The sequence below is a fragment of the Bradyrhizobium sp. HKCCYLRH3059 genome, from assembly GCF_051168035.1.
GTDB lineage: Bacteria > Pseudomonadota > Alphaproteobacteria > Rhizobiales > Xanthobacteraceae > Bradyrhizobium.
Map to the genome: position 1 here is coordinate 119,703 of NZ_JBNPUF010000011.1, position 15,760 is coordinate 135,462.

General features: G+C 65.6%; 12 protein-coding genes and 1 other RNA gene. 9 read left to right on the forward strand and 4 right to left on the reverse strand.

Annotated features, from left to right (window positions below; genetic code table 11):
• Positions 1-24: 24 nt before the first annotated feature.
• Positions 25-516, forward strand: coding sequence for a nickel-responsive transcriptional regulator NikR (gene nikR, locus ACQR13_RS28585; RefSeq protein WP_316192831.1), 492 nt, complete (start codon positions 25-27; stop codon positions 514-516).
• A gap of 1,023 nt (positions 517-1,539) precedes the next feature.
• On the opposite strand, the gene ACQR13_RS28590 is transcribed toward nikR, so the two are convergent.
• A complete protein-coding gene (locus ACQR13_RS28590; protein ID WP_316159281.1) occupies positions 1,540-2,115 on the reverse strand; it encodes a hypothetical protein in 576 nt (191 codons plus the stop codon).
• A 767-nt stretch (positions 2,116-2,882) separates the two neighbouring features.
• Positions 2,883-3,521: a TetR/AcrR family transcriptional regulator gene (locus tag ACQR13_RS28595; RefSeq protein ID WP_316192832.1), complete on the reverse strand. Its 639-nt coding sequence runs from the start codon at positions 3,519-3,521 to the stop codon at positions 2,883-2,885.
• 187 nt (positions 3,522-3,708) lie between these two features.
• Here ACQR13_RS28595 and ACQR13_RS28600 point away from each other — a divergent pair, with 187 nt between their 5' ends.
• The 3 genes from ACQR13_RS28600 to ACQR13_RS28610 all read left to right on the forward strand — a co-directional run bounded on the left by ACQR13_RS28600 (position 3,709) and on the right by ACQR13_RS28610 (position 8,947).
• On the forward strand, positions 3,709-5,040 hold the full coding sequence (locus ACQR13_RS28600) for an efflux RND transporter periplasmic adaptor subunit (RefSeq protein WP_316192833.1): 1,332 nt from the start codon (positions 3,709-3,711) through the stop codon (positions 5,038-5,040).
• A gap of 225 nt (positions 5,041-5,265) precedes the next feature.
• Positions 5,266-6,855, forward strand: coding sequence for a DHA2 family efflux MFS transporter permease subunit (locus tag ACQR13_RS28605; RefSeq protein ID WP_315752417.1), 1,590 nt, complete (start codon positions 5,266-5,268; stop codon positions 6,853-6,855).
• Positions 6,856-7,129: 274 nt separating this feature from the next.
• Positions 7,130-8,947, forward strand: coding sequence for an ABC transporter ATP-binding protein (locus tag ACQR13_RS28610; protein ID WP_315752418.1), 1,818 nt, complete (start codon positions 7,130-7,132; stop codon positions 8,945-8,947).
• Positions 8,948-8,994: 47 nt separating this feature from the next.
• Here the strand turns inward: ACQR13_RS28610 and rnpB are convergent.
• An RNA gene (gene rnpB, locus ACQR13_RS28615) (RNase P RNA component class A) lies at positions 8,995-9,436 on the reverse strand.
• 139 nt (positions 9,437-9,575) lie between these two features.
• On the opposite strand from rnpB, the gene ACQR13_RS28620 reads away from it, so the two are divergent.
• Entirely contained in the window at positions 9,576-9,929 is a 354-nt protein-coding gene (locus ACQR13_RS28620; protein ID WP_315713448.1) for a YciI family protein, read from the forward strand.
• A 34-nt stretch (positions 9,930-9,963) separates the two neighbouring features.
• On the forward strand, positions 9,964-11,208 hold the full coding sequence (locus ACQR13_RS28625; protein ID WP_315752419.1) for an RNA polymerase sigma factor: 1,245 nt from the start codon (positions 9,964-9,966) through the stop codon (positions 11,206-11,208).
• 4 nt (positions 11,209-11,212) lie between these two features.
• Here the strand turns inward: ACQR13_RS28625 and ACQR13_RS28630 are convergent, their stop codons facing one another.
• Entirely contained in the window at positions 11,213-12,064 is an 852-nt protein-coding gene (locus ACQR13_RS28630) for a peptidoglycan recognition protein family protein (protein ID WP_315713446.1), read from the reverse strand.
• Positions 12,065-12,619: 555 nt separating this feature from the next.
• Between ACQR13_RS28630 and rsmH the strand changes: the two genes are divergently transcribed.
• Genes rsmH through ACQR13_RS28645 form a run of 3 tightly spaced genes read left to right on the forward strand, consistent with a single transcriptional unit; the run spans position 12,620 to position 15,756 of the window.
• Complete coding sequence (rsmH, locus tag ACQR13_RS28635; protein WP_434841425.1) at positions 12,620-13,615, forward strand: 16S rRNA (cytosine(1402)-N(4))-methyltransferase RsmH; 996 nt, start codon at positions 12,620-12,622, stop codon at positions 13,613-13,615.
• A 3-nt stretch (positions 13,616-13,618) separates the two neighbouring features.
• Positions 13,619-14,011 carry a cell division protein FtsL gene (gene ftsL / locus ACQR13_RS28640; RefSeq protein ID WP_315713444.1) on the forward strand — a complete coding sequence of 131 codons (393 nt, stop codon included), beginning with the start codon at positions 13,619-13,621 and terminating at the stop codon, positions 14,009-14,011.
• The gene (locus ACQR13_RS28645; protein WP_315752422.1) at positions 14,008-15,756 is read left to right on the forward strand and encodes a peptidoglycan D,D-transpeptidase FtsI family protein; all 1,749 of its coding nucleotides are present in this window, start codon (positions 14,008-14,010) and stop codon (positions 15,754-15,756) included. The genes ftsL and ACQR13_RS28645 overlap by 4 nt, the downstream gene beginning before the upstream one ends.
• Positions 15,757-15,760 lie beyond the last annotated feature (4 nt).

Here is a 15,760-nt window from a genome sequence, read left to right on the forward strand (position 1 = left end):
TCGCGCAGCTCAGGGAGACGGGACATGCAGCGCCTGACGATCACGATCGACGACGATCTTCTGGCCGAGGTCGACGCCTTCATGGCCCGGCGTGGCTACGACAACCGCTCGGAGGCGTTTCGCGATCTGCTGCGCAGCGGCCTCGAAACGGCCGATGCCGGCGCCGCCGACAGCCGCCACTGCATCGCGACTCTCAGCTACGTCTACGACCATGCCGCGCGCGAATTGCCGAAGCGCCTGACCCAGGAGGCGCACGACCATTCCGGCCTCGCCCAGGCGACCCTGCACGTCCACATCGACCAGGAGAGCTGCCTCGAGGTCACCGTGCTCAAGGGCGAGCGTCGCGAGGTCAAGGCGTTCGCCGACCACGTCATCGCCGAGCGCGGCGTCCGCCACGGCCACGTCGCGATGATGCCGGTCGATCCGGCGCATGACCACGGGCACGCGCATAGTCATAGCCACGCCCATAGTCATAGCCATTCGCATTCCCACACGACCAAGAGCGGTAAGAAGTAGAGCAGAAAGAGATTTGGCACACTGCCGGCCAAATCCTCCAATGTCATGCCCGCCCCCCGGGTCTCGCCTTTGGCGAGCCCGAGGGCAGGCTCCGGCGGGCATCCAGTACGCCATGACGTCGCGTGTCATCACAGCCGCCGCGGAATACTGGATCGCTCGGTCGGGCCGGGCGACGACAGTTGAGGTTTTGGCGCGGAGCCTGCCCACTCTCTGTCAATGCGAGGCGCTCTTGCGCCGAAGCAATCCAGACTCTTCCCGCGCCTCTGACTGCTTCGCTTGTGTTGGCGACAGGGTAGGGTGGGCAAAGGCGCGCCCCCGATGCCGCTGATCATACGTGATGCATCGCGCGCGGTGCCCACCATCCCGCTTTCTCGTGCGCGGGGCGATGGTGGGCACGCGACCGACCTGCAGGCGGCTACTTTGCCCACCCTACAACTGATGTTTCCGATACCCATCAGATGGCCCGCACGGCTGCGCGTGACATCGTCGGGGCTGCGTCGAGCAACTGCTCCGAGCGCTCCCAGAGCCGGCGGGCCAGCGCCCGGTCATGCGCCTGCGGATGCCGTCGGCGAAACACCTAGCGCCTGGTCCGACCGGGACAATGGCAGATAGCGTCAATCCTAGATTCACCATTGGCCACGTGCGGATGCGGCGCGGACGATTTTGCCGGGGCCCAGAGATCATAAAGGCGCTACGGTTGTGACCATGAGCAGCGGCATCCCGACAGGCAAGACTTACCTTGGATTCTGTCTACTATGGACCGGTGTGATCTGCGTCGGTGGGCCGCTCTGCTTTGCGACTCTAGCGGCTGGTCACGTGATTTCTGGCGTCACTGCAATTCTGCTCGCTGGTTATGCGTTTTTCCGACACAGCAGATCGATTGGCCGACGCGCCAAGCGAGCAATTCGTCGACCCTCGTCGGTGCTGAGGCGCATTTTGGACCAGCAGCGAGACGTTGTTGGCGACGACAGTTCTCGTTAAGCAGCGGCTTAGTCAACAGTCTCGTCCCGAAGCGGACATTGTTCATCTCGGCCTTATCGAACGAAACGCAATCCATCTCGCCGCCGACGATCTTTCGAGCCAAACCTTCATACGCTCGCTTACCCAATGGAGCGTATGCTCACGAGCGATGTCCGTGCCCGGATGTCGATCTGCGCGGAAGGAATGTGTGCCCTGGACCTGCAATTCGGGCGTAGGCCGGACGGCGAGAGCCCACAACCGAGGCATCTGCGCCAGAAGAGTGGGGTCGTGGGGGCATCCCAAAATGTAGTCCTCTGGTTCGCCTGTCTCGGGATACGACATCGGCTCATTGGTGTCCGTGCTCCAAGTCTGCCAATCGAGGCGGACGACTTTCCCATACTGAGTCTGCTCGAAGTCAAAGCCAGTCAACTGGCTGCGTTCAAGGTCACGTCGAAATTCGTCGGTGACGATGATGAAGCCGAATGGCTGGGTCATCGGCGGCACATATGGGCCAGTGCGCAAGATGCGGATGATCGGCGGCCCGACGCACTCGGTCGCTTCAACGAGGCCGTTCAAAAGAATATCGCCGTAGTCACCCCAGGGAGATCCGACGGATTCCATAGCGAAGAACTTTGACATGGTAGGCCCAGGATGCGCAGCTGCCGAGCTTCGATTGCCCCAATCCGCAACCGCTTGCAAGGTCGGCTCGCGACCCTTCTCGGACGCTAGGCTCCTTCCGCGGATACGGCGCCGTGGTATCGTCGCCCGCTGCTGCTGCGGTCGCGCGCGGTTAAAACCGGCTGCGCGCAGAATCCGATTTCGTTTGCCCGATCAAACTGATTTGCCCTGTCCAGTCCCTCGCGTAAAAATTTTGTTCTTCCATTTTTCCGAATTTCGTGGTTGTCTACCGCCATCCCGCCTCGATCGAAGAGGGACGTTTCGCGGTCGTCACGAGCGTTGGAGGCGGGGAGCGGTGGCCTGTCGGCGCGCAGCGCGCTGGAATCGCGAGCGGACGAACGCGACCGGCAGGACGATGAAGTCGTATGGTCCTGGCGCCCCGATGCTGGCGCTAAGTCGTTCGGTGATGATCCGGATGGCGACGGTGGCTACAAGCCCGGACACCGGGGAGATTACGTATAAGTCGTAAGCCCATCGCGCGGGGAGGGCCGGGTGTGTTCGGCCAGACCTGTGGTACCTGCCGCCTGCATTTTTTTGAGCAGGCGGGCCACGGGCGCGGCCAGCGCCCGGCCTTCCCTGCACCCTCCGATCAGTTCGAGGGTGATCCGATTGCAGAGCTCGGGCGTCACCCGCCGCGAGAAGGAGAGCGCATGTCTTGGATCGACGTCGCTTGGACCGACATCTTCTGGGCCGACATCGCCGCGCGCATCAAGGCGGTCAGCGGCGTCTCAACTCTTGATGCCGTAGGTCGCGAGGAACATGCGGACGGCGCTCGCCACCACCTTGTGCGTCTCGTCGGGCGAGGGGGCGGGGGCTCCCTGAAAGATGAAGGGCAGGAACAGCGTGGCCTGGCACATCAACTGGAATTGCGATGCGGCGAGGTGACAATCGTCGATGGCGAGCTCCCCGGCATCGACGCGGGCCTGCAGATAGGCGGCGAGCCGGCCGATCGTGCCCTCGATGACGCAATCATAGTAGCGCCGTCCCACCTCCGGCATGCGTTCGGCGATCGCCATCACGGTGCGGATCGCCGATCCGCCGCCGGGGCGACAGACGACCGCGATCCACGCGGTGCCGAACTCGTACAGCACGGTCGTGGCATCGCGGGCGGGATCGAAGCTGAAGTTCGAGGCGCCCCGATGCACGCTCTCCTCTTCGACGATCGCCTCGAACAGGCGGAATTTGTCGGCGAAGTAGACGTAGAGCGTGCCCTTGGAGACGCCGGCAACGCGCGCGATCTCGCCCATGCTGGCGCCGTCGAAACCCATGTCCATGAACACCTTGCGGGCACCCGCGAGGATTTGCCGGCGCTTCGAGGAATCGTCGTCCGACGTTGCCTGGGTGGTGTTGTGGTCCGCCTCAATCATTGGTTTAGGCTGTTCCCGAAGATTTGGCCGGCGCCAACGTCACAAACGCATCTGCGCGGATATGTTGCGATAGCGAAGATATAAATTGACCGAACGGTTCGGTCAATGATAGATGTGGATTGACCGAACGGTTCGGTCGGGATTTTCGGGGCCTGGACGGCCCCGCTGTCATGGGTGGGAGTCTCTGATGGCCGCTGCGAGAGATCAGGCTGTGCGGGCGCGCCGTCCGGACGCTGAGGAGGCGCCGGAACAGACGAGGTCTGAGCCGGTCCGGCCGCAGGCCAGCGACACGGCGCAGCGCAAGCCTGCTGATGCTAAGCCGGCCGACCCGAAGGCCGACGTCAGCACCGAGGCTCAGCCCGAACGGCCCGCGCCGGCCGGCGCTCCCACAGCCACGACGCCGCAAGCCGGGCCCGCCCCCGCTCCGAAATCAGGCAAGCGCAAGCGGGTGCTGGCCAGCATCGGCGTGCTGCTCGCGCTCGCTGCCGCCGGCTACGCCACGCACTATTATCTGGTCGGCCGCTTCATGGTCTCGACCGACGATTCCTACGTTCGCGCCAACAACACCATGCTGGGCGCGCGCGTCTCCGGGCACATCCAGGAGATCGTGCCGCGGGACAATTCGGTGGTTCGCAAGGGCGACGTGATCTTCCGTATCGACGACGGCGACTACAAGATCGCGGTCGATGCCGCCCGCACCAAGATCGCCACGCAGGAGGCGACGATCGCGCGCATCGGTCGCCAGGTCGCCGCACAGCAGAGTGCCGCCGAGCAGGCGCAGGCCAATCTCACCTCATCCGAAGCCGCGATGAAGCGCGCCGGGCTCGACTATGAGCGCCAGCAGGCGCTGAGCAGCAAGGGTTTTGCCTCGCATGCGACCTTCGAGCAGTCGGAAGCCGCGCGCGACCAGGGCATGGCGGCGGTCCGCGCCGCCCGTGCCGCGTACGACGCCGCGCGCGACAATGTCGAGGTGACGAAGGCGCAGCAGGTCGAGGCCCAGGCGCAGCTCGCCGAGCTGAAGACATCGCTTGCCAAGGCCGAGCGCGATCTCGAATTCGCCACCGTGCGCGCGCCGGTCGACGGCACCTTCTCCAACCGTCTCGTCAGCACCGGCGACTTCGTCGCGGTCGGCCAGCGGCTCGGCAACGTCGTGCCGCTCGACGACGTCTTCATCGACGCGAACTTCAAGGAAACCCAGCTCAGGCGTATCCGTCCGGGCCAGCCGGTCACGATCAAGGTCGACGCCTATGGTGCACGCGGCTTCAAGGGCGTGGTCGACAGCATCTCGCCGGCCTCGGGCTCGGTGTTCACCCTGCTGCCACCGGACAACGCGACCGGCAACTTCACCAAGATCGTGCAGCGCCTGCCCGTGCGCATCCGCGTGCCGAAGGAGGTGGCGCGGCAGAACCTGCTGCGCGCCGGCATGTCGGTCTACGTCACCGTCGACACCACCGTCGGCGCCAAGGATGCCGACAGCGACGGAGATCTCGACGCGCCGGCGACGGTGCAGGGGAAGTAGCGAGGTGATCTAACTGACGCGATTGCATTCGCTGTTGCGTCATCGGAAGTCAGCTCCCTCCCCCCTTGCGGGGGAGGGGTGGGGTGGGGGGTCTCCGGGCGAGACCGCCGTTGGGGACCCCCACCCCCGACCCCTCCCCGCCTAGCGAAGCTCCGCTTCGCGCGGGGGGAGGGGAGCGCACCTGTGACGAGGCGCGGTCATCGACTCCAGCGGACTCATTAGAACATGGCCACCGCAACGACAGCCGACCCCACTATGAGCGCACCGGCCGCGCCGTCGGACCGCATCGCGCCGCGGCGGCTGATCGCGTTCCTGATCATGGTGTTCGGCATGTTCATGGCGATCCTGGACATCCAGATCGTCTCGGCGTCGCTGAGCGAGATCCAGGCCGGACTGTCGGCGAGCTCCAGCGAAGTGTCGTGGGTGCAGACGGCCTATCTGATCGCCGAGGTGATCGCGATTCCCTTGTCCGGCTTCCTGTCGCGCGCGCTCGGCACGCGGCTGTTGTTCGCGATTTCGGCGGCCGGCTTCACCATCTCGAGCTTCCTGTGCGGCTTCGCCTCGTCGATCGAGCAGATGATCGTGTGGCGCGCGCTGCAGGGCTTCCTCGGCGCCGGCATGATCCCGACCGTGTTCGCCTCGGCCTACACGGTGTTCCCGCGCACCAAATTCCACATCGTCGGTCCGATCATCGGCCTGGTCGCGACGCTGGCGCCGACGGTGGGTCCAACGGTCGGCGGCTACATCACCGACGCGATGTCGTGGCACTGGCTGTTCTTCGTCAACATCGTGCCGGGCATCATCATCACGACAGGCGTGCTGGCGCTGGTGGATTTCGACGAGCCGCATTTCGAGCTGCTCGACCGCTTCGACTGGTGGGGCCTGCTGTTCATGGCCGGCTTCCTCGGCTCGCTCGAATACGTGCTGGAGGAGGGGCCGCAATATGAATGGCTGCAGGACACCTCGGTCGCGATCTTCGCCGCGGTCTGCGCCGTCTCGGCGGTGTGCTTCTTCTGGCGGGTGCTGACGGCCGACGAGCCGATCGTCGACCTCTTCGCTTTCGGCAACCGCAACTTCGCGGTCGGCTGCCTCCTGCAATTCTGCATCGGCATCGGCCTTTATGGCCTGACCTACATCTATCCGCGCTATCTCGCCGAAGTCCGCGGCTACAGCGCCCTGATGATCGGCGAGACGATGTTCGTCTCGGGCGTCACCATGTTCCTGATGGCGCCGGTGGTCGGCCGCCTGATGCTGAAGATCGACATGCGCCTGATGATCGCGTTCGGCCTCGTGATCTTCGCGATCGGCTCCTACCAGATGACCGGCATCACCCGCGACTACGACTTCTGGGAGCTTTTCCTGCCGCAGGTGCTGCGCGGCGTCGGCATGATGTTCGCGATGGTGCCGACCAACAACATCGCGCTCGGCACCCTGGCGCCGGACCGGGTCAAGAATGCATCCGGCCTGTTCAACCTGATGCGCAATCTCGGCGGCGCCGTCGGCCTTGCCGTGATCAACCAGGTGCTGAACGATCGCACCGACCTGCACATTTCCCGCCTCCACGAGCGCGTCAACTGGGGCAATGCCACCGCGGTCGAGACCCTCAACATGCTGCAGCAGAAGCTGCAGGGCATGGGCGATTCGGCCCTGATGGCGATGAAGCAGCTGTCGCAGATCGTGCATCGCCAGGCCGTCGTGATGGGCTATGGCGATGCGTTCTTCATGCTGACCTGCTTCTACATCGGGCTCAGCTTCATGGTGATGCTGCTCAACAAGCCGAGCTCGCCGATGGCGGGCGGCGGCGACGCACATTGACGTGAGCGGCTCCTGCGCGCGCCGCGGGTTGCCAAATCATACCGTCGATGGTATGGAACAAGAATTGTCGCTCGAACCGGGGAGATTTGCATGACCACATCGCATCTGCAGATCGCATGCACCCGCTCGATGCCTGTTCTGGTGTTCGGCCGCTCGCTTTGAGCACCATCGCTTAACTTCCCAACGCCTGAGTTACTCATCCGCAGACCGCGCGCCGCGTCGCGTCTGCACTATTTGGAGCCGGCTGGCGCTGCGAGCGCGGCCGGATGATGCCATGACCGTCGACGTCTCCGGCCTGAAGGCCGACAAGCGTCCCGCCGCGATCCGCGTCGTGATCCCGTTCGTGACCCGCCACTGGCTGAAGCAGCCACGCATGACGCTCGGCATTGCGTGCGCGCTGCTGGGCGCCACCGCTGCCGATCTGTTCATGCCGCTGTTCTCCGGCCGGCTGGTCGATGCGCTCACCCTGGGCCCAGGCAATGCCGATGCACGGCACAGCGCGCTGGTGGCGTTCGCCGCCATCGTAGCCCTTGGCTTCGCCTCGATCGTGCTGCGATTGTCGGGCCTGCAACTGATCGTGCCGTTCACCCTGCGCATCATGTCCGACGTGGCGCGCGACGCATTCGTACGCGTGCAGCGCTTCTCGACCGACTGGCACGCCAACAGCTTCGCCGGCTCCACGGTGCGCAAGATCACCCGGGGCATGTGGGCGCTCGACCTCTACAACGACACCATCCTGCTGGCGCTGCTGCCGTCGCTCTCGGTGTTGCTGGGCTCGATGGTGCTGCTCGGCCTGCACTGGGGCGCGCTGGGCGGCGTGATCGCCGTCGGGGCGGCGCTCTATGTCGCGATGACGGTCGTGTTCTCGACCCGCTACATCGCCCCGGCCGCACGGATCTCCAACGCCTGGGATACCAAGGTCGGCGGCACGCTGGCGGACGCGCTGAGCTGCAATGCGGTGGTCAAGTCGTTCGGGGCGGAAGCCCGCGAGGACGGCCGGCTGATGCGCGTCGTCAGCCGTTGGAGCCGTCGCGTCAACCGAACCTGGCTGCGCTACAACACGACGGCGGCCGTGCAGCTCGGCGTGCTGCTGTGCCTGCGCTCCTCGGTGATCGGCGGCGCCGTGCTGCTGTGGATGGCGGGCAAGGCCTCGCCAGGCGACGTCACCTATGTGCTGACGAGCTACTACGTCATCCATGCGTATCTGCGTGACGTCGGCATGCATATCAACAACCTGCAGCGCGCGGTCAACGACATGGACGAGCTGGTGGCGATCCACAGCGAGCCGATCGGCATCATCGATGCCAAGGACGCCAGGCCGATCGCGGTGACCGGTGGGCACATCGTGTTCGATGCGGTGACGTTCCACTATGGCGGCCATCGCACCCCGCTGTACGACCGGCTGTCGGTGGACATCCGGCCGGGCGAGCGGATCGGCCTCGTCGGGCGCTCCGGCTCCGGCAAGACGACCTTCGTCAAGCTGGTGCAGCGGCTCTACGACGTTGGCGGCGGCCGCATCCTCATCGACGGGCAGGACATCGCGCATGCCACGCAGGACTCGCTGCGCAGCCAGATCGCGATCGTGCAGCAGGAGCCGATCCTGTTCCACCGCTCGCTGGCCGAGAACATCGCCTATGGCCGTCCTGGCGCCAGCCAGGCCGAGATCGAGCAGGCGGCGCGGCTCGCCAACGCGCATGAGTTCATCACGCGCCTGCCCAAGGGCTACGGCACGCTGGTCGGCGAGCGCGGCGTCAAGCTGTCGGGCGGCGAGCGGCAGCGGGTCGCGCTGGCGCGGGCGTTCCTGGCGGACGCGCGGGTGCTGATCCTGGACGAGGCGACCTCGAGCCTCGATTCGGAATCCGAGGCGCTGATCCAGGAGGCGATGGAGCGGCTGATGAAGGGCAGGACGGCGATCGTGATCGCGCATCGGCTGGCGACCGTCCGCAGCCTCGATCGCATCCTGGTGTTCGACCGCGGCCGTATCGTCGAGCAGGGCAGCCACGCCACGCTGGTTGGCAGACCCGGCGGACTCTATCGCAGCCTGTTCGAGCGCCAGGCCACCGAGTTCGGCCAGCTCTCGGCCGCCGGTTGACAAAAATGGTGAGGGGCCCGGCGCTGCTGCGCCGAGCCCCTCATGAACATATCAGCCGGCCTGTAAGCCGGGTTCTGTAGGGCACCGTGATGCTTGCGCATGACGATACGTGACGGCCATTCCTCTGGGATCGCGCTTGCGCGCGACCTCGGGCAACCTACCCGGACGGCGAGCCTGACATCGCTCCCGCGGACGTCATCGCCTTGGCATCATCTGCCTTGGCGATTGTCTCCGCGTGGCCGTCCCTATTCGGTTTTGCTCCCGGTGGGGTTTACCATGCCGGTTCCGTTGCCGGCCCCGCGGTGCGCTCTTACCGCACCTTTTCACCCTTACTCGCCTCCCTCGCGGGAGGAAGCGGTTCGTTCTCTGTGGCACTATCCCTGGGGTCGCCCCCGCCGGACGTTATCCGGCACCGCATGTCGATGGAGCCCGGACTTTCCTCCCCGGCGGCCTTTCGGCGCCTGCCGGAGCGGCCGTCCGGCCGACTGACGCAGCTTGAATGGGGCTTCCCGGCCATCAGGTCAAGCCATCGCTGCGCCTGCAAAAATATTATCCTGGGCGTGTCGTTACGTGAGCGCGCCATTCGACTGGATGTCGGCGATCCGGCCGAAACAAGGGAGCAAGTTCGATGCAATATCTGTTGATGATCTACCAGAACGAAGTCGACTACGCGAAGATGGAGAAGGAGGCCGAGGGCAAAATGCTGGCGGAGTACCAGACCTTCACCCAGTCGATCATCTCGAGCGGCAATTACAAGGGCGGCGACCGGCTGCAGCCGACGACGACGTCGACGACCGTGCGGGTGCGCGACGGCAAGATCCTCACCACCGACGGTCCGTTCGCCGAGACCCGCGAGCAGCTCGGCGGCTACTACATGATCGAGGCCAAGAATCTCGACGAGGCGATCGGGATTGCCGCGCGGATTCCCGGCGCCCGTTTTGGCTCGATCGAGGTGCGGCCGGTCTGGCAATATAATCATTGAGACCGGTGCGGTTCGCGGCCGAGAAGGGTCACCGATGACGCTTGATGCGATCGACAAGGTGTTCCGCGATGAGGCCGGCCGCGCACTCGCGACCTTGATCCGGCTCGTCGGTGACTTCGATCTGGCCGAGGACGTGCTGCAGGATGCGTTCGCTGCGGCGCTGCTCAAATGGCGGGGGTCCGACGCCCCCGCCAACCCGCGGGCGTGGCTGGTCAATGTCGCCCGCAACAAGGCGATCGACCGGATCCGGCGGCGGAGCAATTTTCGCGACAAGGAGGCGGAGATCGTTCACGCCATCGAGCGTGATGCCGCCAACGACGACGCCGACGCGCCGGCCGATCTCGACGACGACATGCTGCGGCTGATCTTCACCTGCTGCCATCCGTCGTTCGCGCCGGAGGTCCAGGTGGCGCTGACGCTGCGCACGGTCTGCGGCCTCACCACGGCCGAGGTCGCCCGCGCTCTTGTCACCGGCGAGGAGGCGATGGCGCAGCGCTTGGTGCGCGCCAAGCAGAAGATCCGCCTCGCCGGCATTCCCTACGAGGTGCCGGGACGCGATGCGCTCGAGGAGCGGCTGCGCGGCGTCCTGACCGTGATCTATCTGGTGTTCACCGAGGGCTATCTCGCGACCTCAGGCACCGAGCTGATTCGCGAGGATCTCGCGCGCGAGGCGATCCGGCTGTGTCGCCTGCTGCTTGGCTTGATGCCGGAGGCGCGCGACATCAAGGGCCTGCTCGCGTTGATGCTGCTGCACGATGCGCGGCGCGCCGGCCGTACCAATGCGGCGGGCGACATCGTCCTGCTGGAGGAGCAGGACCGCTCGCTGTGGAATCGTGAGCAGATCGCCGAAGGGCTTGGGCTGGTCGAACAGGCCCTGGGCATGAAGGGGCTCCCGCAGCCCTATACGGTCCAGGCCGCGATTGCCGCGCTTCATGCTCAGGCCGCCAGCTACGCTGAAACGGATTGGCGGCAGATCGTGGGGCTCTACGAGGTTCTGCTGCGGATCGCGCCATCGCCTGTGATCGAGCTCAATCATGCGGCCGCTGTCTCGATGGTCGACGGCCCGGCGCGGGCGCTGGCACTGGTCGATGCGCTGGCCGCGCGCGGCGGATTGAAGCAGTACGATCTGCTGCCGGCGGTGCGGGCAGACCTTCTGCGGCGGCTCGGTCGGCGCGACGAGGCGCGCGCCGCCTACCGCGAGGCGAGCGCAGCCACGCAGCTCGCGCCGCTCAAGCGTCTCTATGCACGGCGGCTCGGTGAGCTCGATGTGGAGGCCTGACGTGTCAGACGCGCGGCGCCTGATCCTCGGCCGGCAGGCTCGTCAGCAGCGCATGCAACGTCCACAAGGTCGAGCGGTCGGCAATGCCGTCGATCTTTTCGGGGCGGAAGTGCCGCTGGAACGCGGTGACGACGTCCATGGTGATGCCGTCGAATTTACCCGTGATCGGCACGCCATAGCCGTATTTGGCGAGCGCCTTCTGCAAGCCCTTGACGTCGTCGCCGATGCTGCCGAGCTTCAGCGTCTCGCCCTTGGTGATCGCCGCCGGCTGCACCCAGTGGCCCACGCCCGAATTCGCCAGCGAATGCCACGGGAATTTCTCACCCGGATCCTTCTTGCGCGCGGGTGCCACGTCGGAATGCCCGAGCACGCGATGCGCCGGGACATTGCGGCGGAGCATGATGCCCCGGCACAGCGCGATGACCGCCGCGATCTGCCGCGGTGGGAAATCCGGATAGCCCCAATCGTGGCCGCGATTGACGATCTCTATGCCGATCGAGCAGGAATTGATGTCCTCCTCGCCGTCCCATGACGAGAGACCCGCGTGCCAAGCGCGCAAGGCCTCCGGCACGCACTGGACGATGCGTCCGTCCTCGAGCACGACGTAATGCGCGGAGACCTCGCTGCCGGCGGTGCACAGCTTGGTGATCGCCCCTTCGACATCCGGCATGCCGGTGTAATGAAGAATGATCATGTCCGGCTGGCGCCCACCCTTGCGCTCGCCGAAATTGGCCGACGGGATCACGTCGGAGGCGACCGACGAGTCCGGCGTGAAGACCGGCAGGTTGGAAACGCCTTTGGGGATCTGCAGCGCACGAGGACGCTTCGATTCCGGCTTGTCGGAGGGACTTGGCATGAACGACTCGAAGCGGACGGCGGCGGCGGTGGCTCAAACCGGATATGGGCAGGCACTACTCTTTTACATGACCCAGCCGCAATCGAAATCGCATGCGAGCCCTCGCTATTGAGCGGACCGTTGTATCGCGATCGCCGGTCCGCCGAACGGCACGGCGGCGAGCAGGACGAAAGGTCTACCGGGCAGCTCCGCCTCGCGGTCCAAGTGCCCAACATCCGCCACAGACCATCAACGGTTTGTTAACGCTAAACGCCGTTACTGAGTGGTGAAGAGCCAAGCCGGCTTTCGGGACGGCAAGCCGCCACGATGCAAGGTCCTGCACGGCAGATCACGATCGAAAGCGGTTCCGGGGCGCTCCGGCGCCGCGCGATCGCTGTCGGATCGAGGATCTCGACATGGCCGGATCGTGCTGCTGATGTCGTGACGGCGCGACGGATGACGGAGCGTCCCGGGAGATGGCTTGGCGAATTGACGGGGCGCGAGGATCGAGGGCGCGATGGGCTCGCTGCCAACCAAAGTCAGTCTGAAGCAACGGCGCGCGTGCGGAGCGGCCGGGTGAGCACGGCTGACCAGCGGCACATCCCGGTGCTCGGCCCCGAAGCGGTCGAGATGCTGGCGCCACGCGGCGGCGGAACCTACGTCGATGCGACCTTTGGCGCCGGTGGCTATACGCGCCTGATCCTGGCAATGGCGGGAACACACGTCATCGGGATCGATCGCGACAGCACCGCAATCGCCGGCGGCGCAGGTCTCCTCACTGAGGCGGGCGGTCGCCTGACACTGGTCGAGAACCGTTTCTCGGCATTGGCCGACATCTGTGCATCGCGAGGCCTTGCGCATGTCGATGGCATCGTGATGGATGTCGGCGTCTCTTCGATGCAGCTCGACTCCGCCGCGCGCGGCTTCTCGTTCAGGTTCGACGGCCCGCTCGACATGCGGATGGGCGGCACGGGACCGACGGCCGCCGATGTCGTCGCCAACGCTGCCGAGCGCGCTTTGGCCGACGTCATCTACATCTTTGGCGAAGAGCGGCACTCCCGCGCCGTGGCGCGGGCCATCGTCGCCGCGCGCAAGGAACAGCCGATCACGACGACGCGGCAACTCGCCGACATCGTCGCGCGCGTGGTGAGATCCAAGCCTGGCGACATCCATCCGGCGACGCGCACGTTCCAGGCGCTGCGGATTCTCGTCAATGAGGAGCTGGACGAGCTCGAACAGGCGCTGTCGGCAGCGGAGCGCGTGCTGGCGCCGGGCGGCCGGCTGGCGGTCGTCTCGTTCCATTCGCTCGAGGACCGCATCGTCAAGACGTTCCTCGCCGAGCGCAGCAGGACCGGCGGCGGCTCGCGCCATCTGCCCGAGATCGCGCAGGAGGCACCGAGCTTCCAGTTGCTCAACCGCAAGCCGGTCGTGGCCGCGGAGGCTGAGACCGAAGCCAATCCGCGGGCGCGGTCCGCCAAGCTGCGCGGTGCCGAGCGCACGGCGGCGCCGGCGCACGCTTCGGCATCCTCGTCGCCCTGGCCGCGGCTGGCCGATGTCCTGCGAGGAGGGTGACCGATGCGCCTCCTGCATCTCGTCGTGATCTGCTCGCTGATCTTCGCGGCGGCCTATGTCTATCGCATCAAGATGGACTCCACGGCGCGGGTCGAGCGCGTGCTGCAATTGCGCGCCGAGATCCGCGAGCAGCGCGAGGCCATCGCAGTGTTGCGCGCGGAATGGGCCAAGCTCGACGCGCCGCTGCGGCTGCAAGGGCTGGTCGAGCGGCATCTGCCGCTGAAGCCGCTCAACGCCACACAATACGACAGCCTGAAGAATCTGCCGGAGCGGCCGCCGCGATTTGCGCGACCGGACAATCCGGATCCGATCGGATCGATGATCGATGCGATCGACGCGATCAACGAAGAGCCCCCCGTGACCGGGTCGGTGCGTCGCCCGGAGGATCAGCAATGACCGATCAGCTTCGGCCCGACGTCAAGCCGCAGGAACCCTGGCGGCAACGTCTGGTGCGCACGCTGCTGTATGGGCGCGATGTCGATCGGACTGCCAAGGCGCGCGCGCGAGTCGGCCTCGCGATCATTGCCTTTGCTGCCGTCTACGCGGTCATCGGCGGCCGCCTCGTGATGTTCGCGATCGGCTCGGATGGTCCGAGCGCGCGGCGCGCCGCGCAGCAGGACGCCATCGCCACCGCGCGCCCCGATATCGTCGACCGCAATGGCGCCGTTCTCGCCACCGACGTGAAGACGCCGAGCCTGTTCGCCGAGCCGCGTCGTCTCATCGACAAGGACGAGGCAATCGAGCTTCTGACGGCGACCTTGCCGGATCTCGATACGGGCGAGGTCCGCGACCGACTGTTGTCGCGCAAGGGTTTCGTCTGGTTGAAGCGCGAGATGACGCCGAAGCAGCAGCAGGACATTCATCGCCTCGGCCTGCCGGGCATCGGCTTCCTGCGCGAGAACAAGCGCGTCTATCCGACCGGAAACGAGGTGGCCCATCTGATCGGCCTGGTGAACATCGACAACCAGGGCATCGCCGGCATGGAGAAGTGGCTCGACAATCAGGGCCTTGCCGACCTGCATCGCGCGGGCTTCGCCACCGATCGCCTGCAGCGCCCAATCGAGCTCTCGGTCGATCTGCGCGTCGAGCACGCGCTGCGCGACGAACTGCTCAAGGCCAAGGACAAGTTCAAGGCCAAGGCAGCTTCCGGTCTCGTCGTCAATGTCAGGACAGGCGAGATCATCGCCATGGTGTCGCTGCCGGATTTCGATCCCAACAACCCGAAGGAAGCGCACGATCCCGACCGGATCAACCGCCTGACCACGGGCGTGTACGAGATGGGCTCGACCTTCAAGGCGTTCACCCTGGCAATGGCGCTCGACACCGGCAAATATGATCTCAATTCGCTGTGGGATGCACGCGGGCCGCTGCACTACGGCAAGTTCGCGATTCATGACGACGAGCCGAAGGGCCGCTTCCTCAACATGAAGGAAGTGTTCTACTTCTCGTCCAACGTCGGCGCTGCCAGGATCGCGTTGACGCAGGGCGTGGAAGCGCACAAGGCGTTCCTGCGCAAGATGGGCCAGTTCGACCGGTTGCGCACCGAGCTGCCTGAGAGCGCCTCGCCGATCCTGCCCAAGCGCTGGGGCGAATTGAACACGGTCACGATCGCGTTCGGTCACGGCATGGCGGTGGCGCCGCTGCAGGGTGTGATGGGCGTCAGTGCGCTGGTCAATGGCGGCTATCTGATCCCGCCGACTTTCATGAAGCGCACCGAGGCAGAGGCGATGCAGGTCGCCAAGCGCGTGATCAAGCCGGAGACCTCGGAGAAGATGCGGTATCTGATGCGTCTGAACGCCGAGGTCGGCACCGCGCGCAAGGCCGACGTGAAGGGCTACTACATCGGCGGCAAGACCGGCACCGCCGAGAAGGTGATCAACGGCCGCTACGCCAAGAAGAAGGTGCTGACCCTCTTCACCGCCGTGATCCCGGCGGACAAGCCAAAATACCAGCTCCTGATCATGCTGGACGAGCCGCAGCCGTTGAAGGAAACCTATGGCTTCATCACCTCGGGCTGGAACGCGGTGCCGACCGCTGGCAACGTGATCTCCCGGATCGGGCCGCTGCTGGGAATTGAGCCCCGTTTCGACCTCCCGCCGTCCGACCGCCAAATTCTTGCGGCATCGCGGCTGACACAGTAAGCCG

Excerpts from the sequence above, each read along its gene's own strand:
- nikR (WP_316192831.1), top strand. The coding sequence starts at position 25 with ATGCAGCGCCTGACGATCACGATCGACGACGATCTTCTGGCCGAGGTC.
- ACQR13_RS28590 (WP_316159281.1), bottom strand. The coding sequence starts at position 2,115 with ATGTCAAAGTTCTTCGCTATGGAATCCGTCGGATCTCCCTGGGGTGAC.
- ACQR13_RS28595 (WP_316192832.1), bottom strand. The coding sequence starts at position 3,521 with ATGATTGAGGCGGACCACAACACCACCCAGGCAACGTCGGACGACGAT.
- ACQR13_RS28600 (WP_316192833.1), top strand. The coding sequence starts at position 3,709 with ATGGCCGCTGCGAGAGATCAGGCTGTGCGGGCGCGCCGTCCGGACGCT.
- ACQR13_RS28605 (WP_315752417.1), top strand. The coding sequence starts at position 5,266 with ATGGCCACCGCAACGACAGCCGACCCCACTATGAGCGCACCGGCCGCG.
- ACQR13_RS28610 (WP_315752418.1), top strand. The coding sequence starts at position 7,130 with ATGACCGTCGACGTCTCCGGCCTGAAGGCCGACAAGCGTCCCGCCGCG.
- ACQR13_RS28620 (WP_315713448.1), top strand. The coding sequence starts at position 9,576 with ATGCAATATCTGTTGATGATCTACCAGAACGAAGTCGACTACGCGAAG.
- ACQR13_RS28625 (WP_315752419.1), top strand. The coding sequence starts at position 9,964 with ATGACGCTTGATGCGATCGACAAGGTGTTCCGCGATGAGGCCGGCCGC.
- ACQR13_RS28630 (WP_315713446.1), bottom strand. The coding sequence starts at position 12,064 with ATGCCAAGTCCCTCCGACAAGCCGGAATCGAAGCGTCCTCGTGCGCTG.
- ftsL (WP_315713444.1), top strand. The coding sequence starts at position 13,619 with ATGCGCCTCCTGCATCTCGTCGTGATCTGCTCGCTGATCTTCGCGGCG.
- ACQR13_RS28645 (WP_315752422.1), top strand. The coding sequence starts at position 14,008 with ATGACCGATCAGCTTCGGCCCGACGTCAAGCCGCAGGAACCCTGGCGG.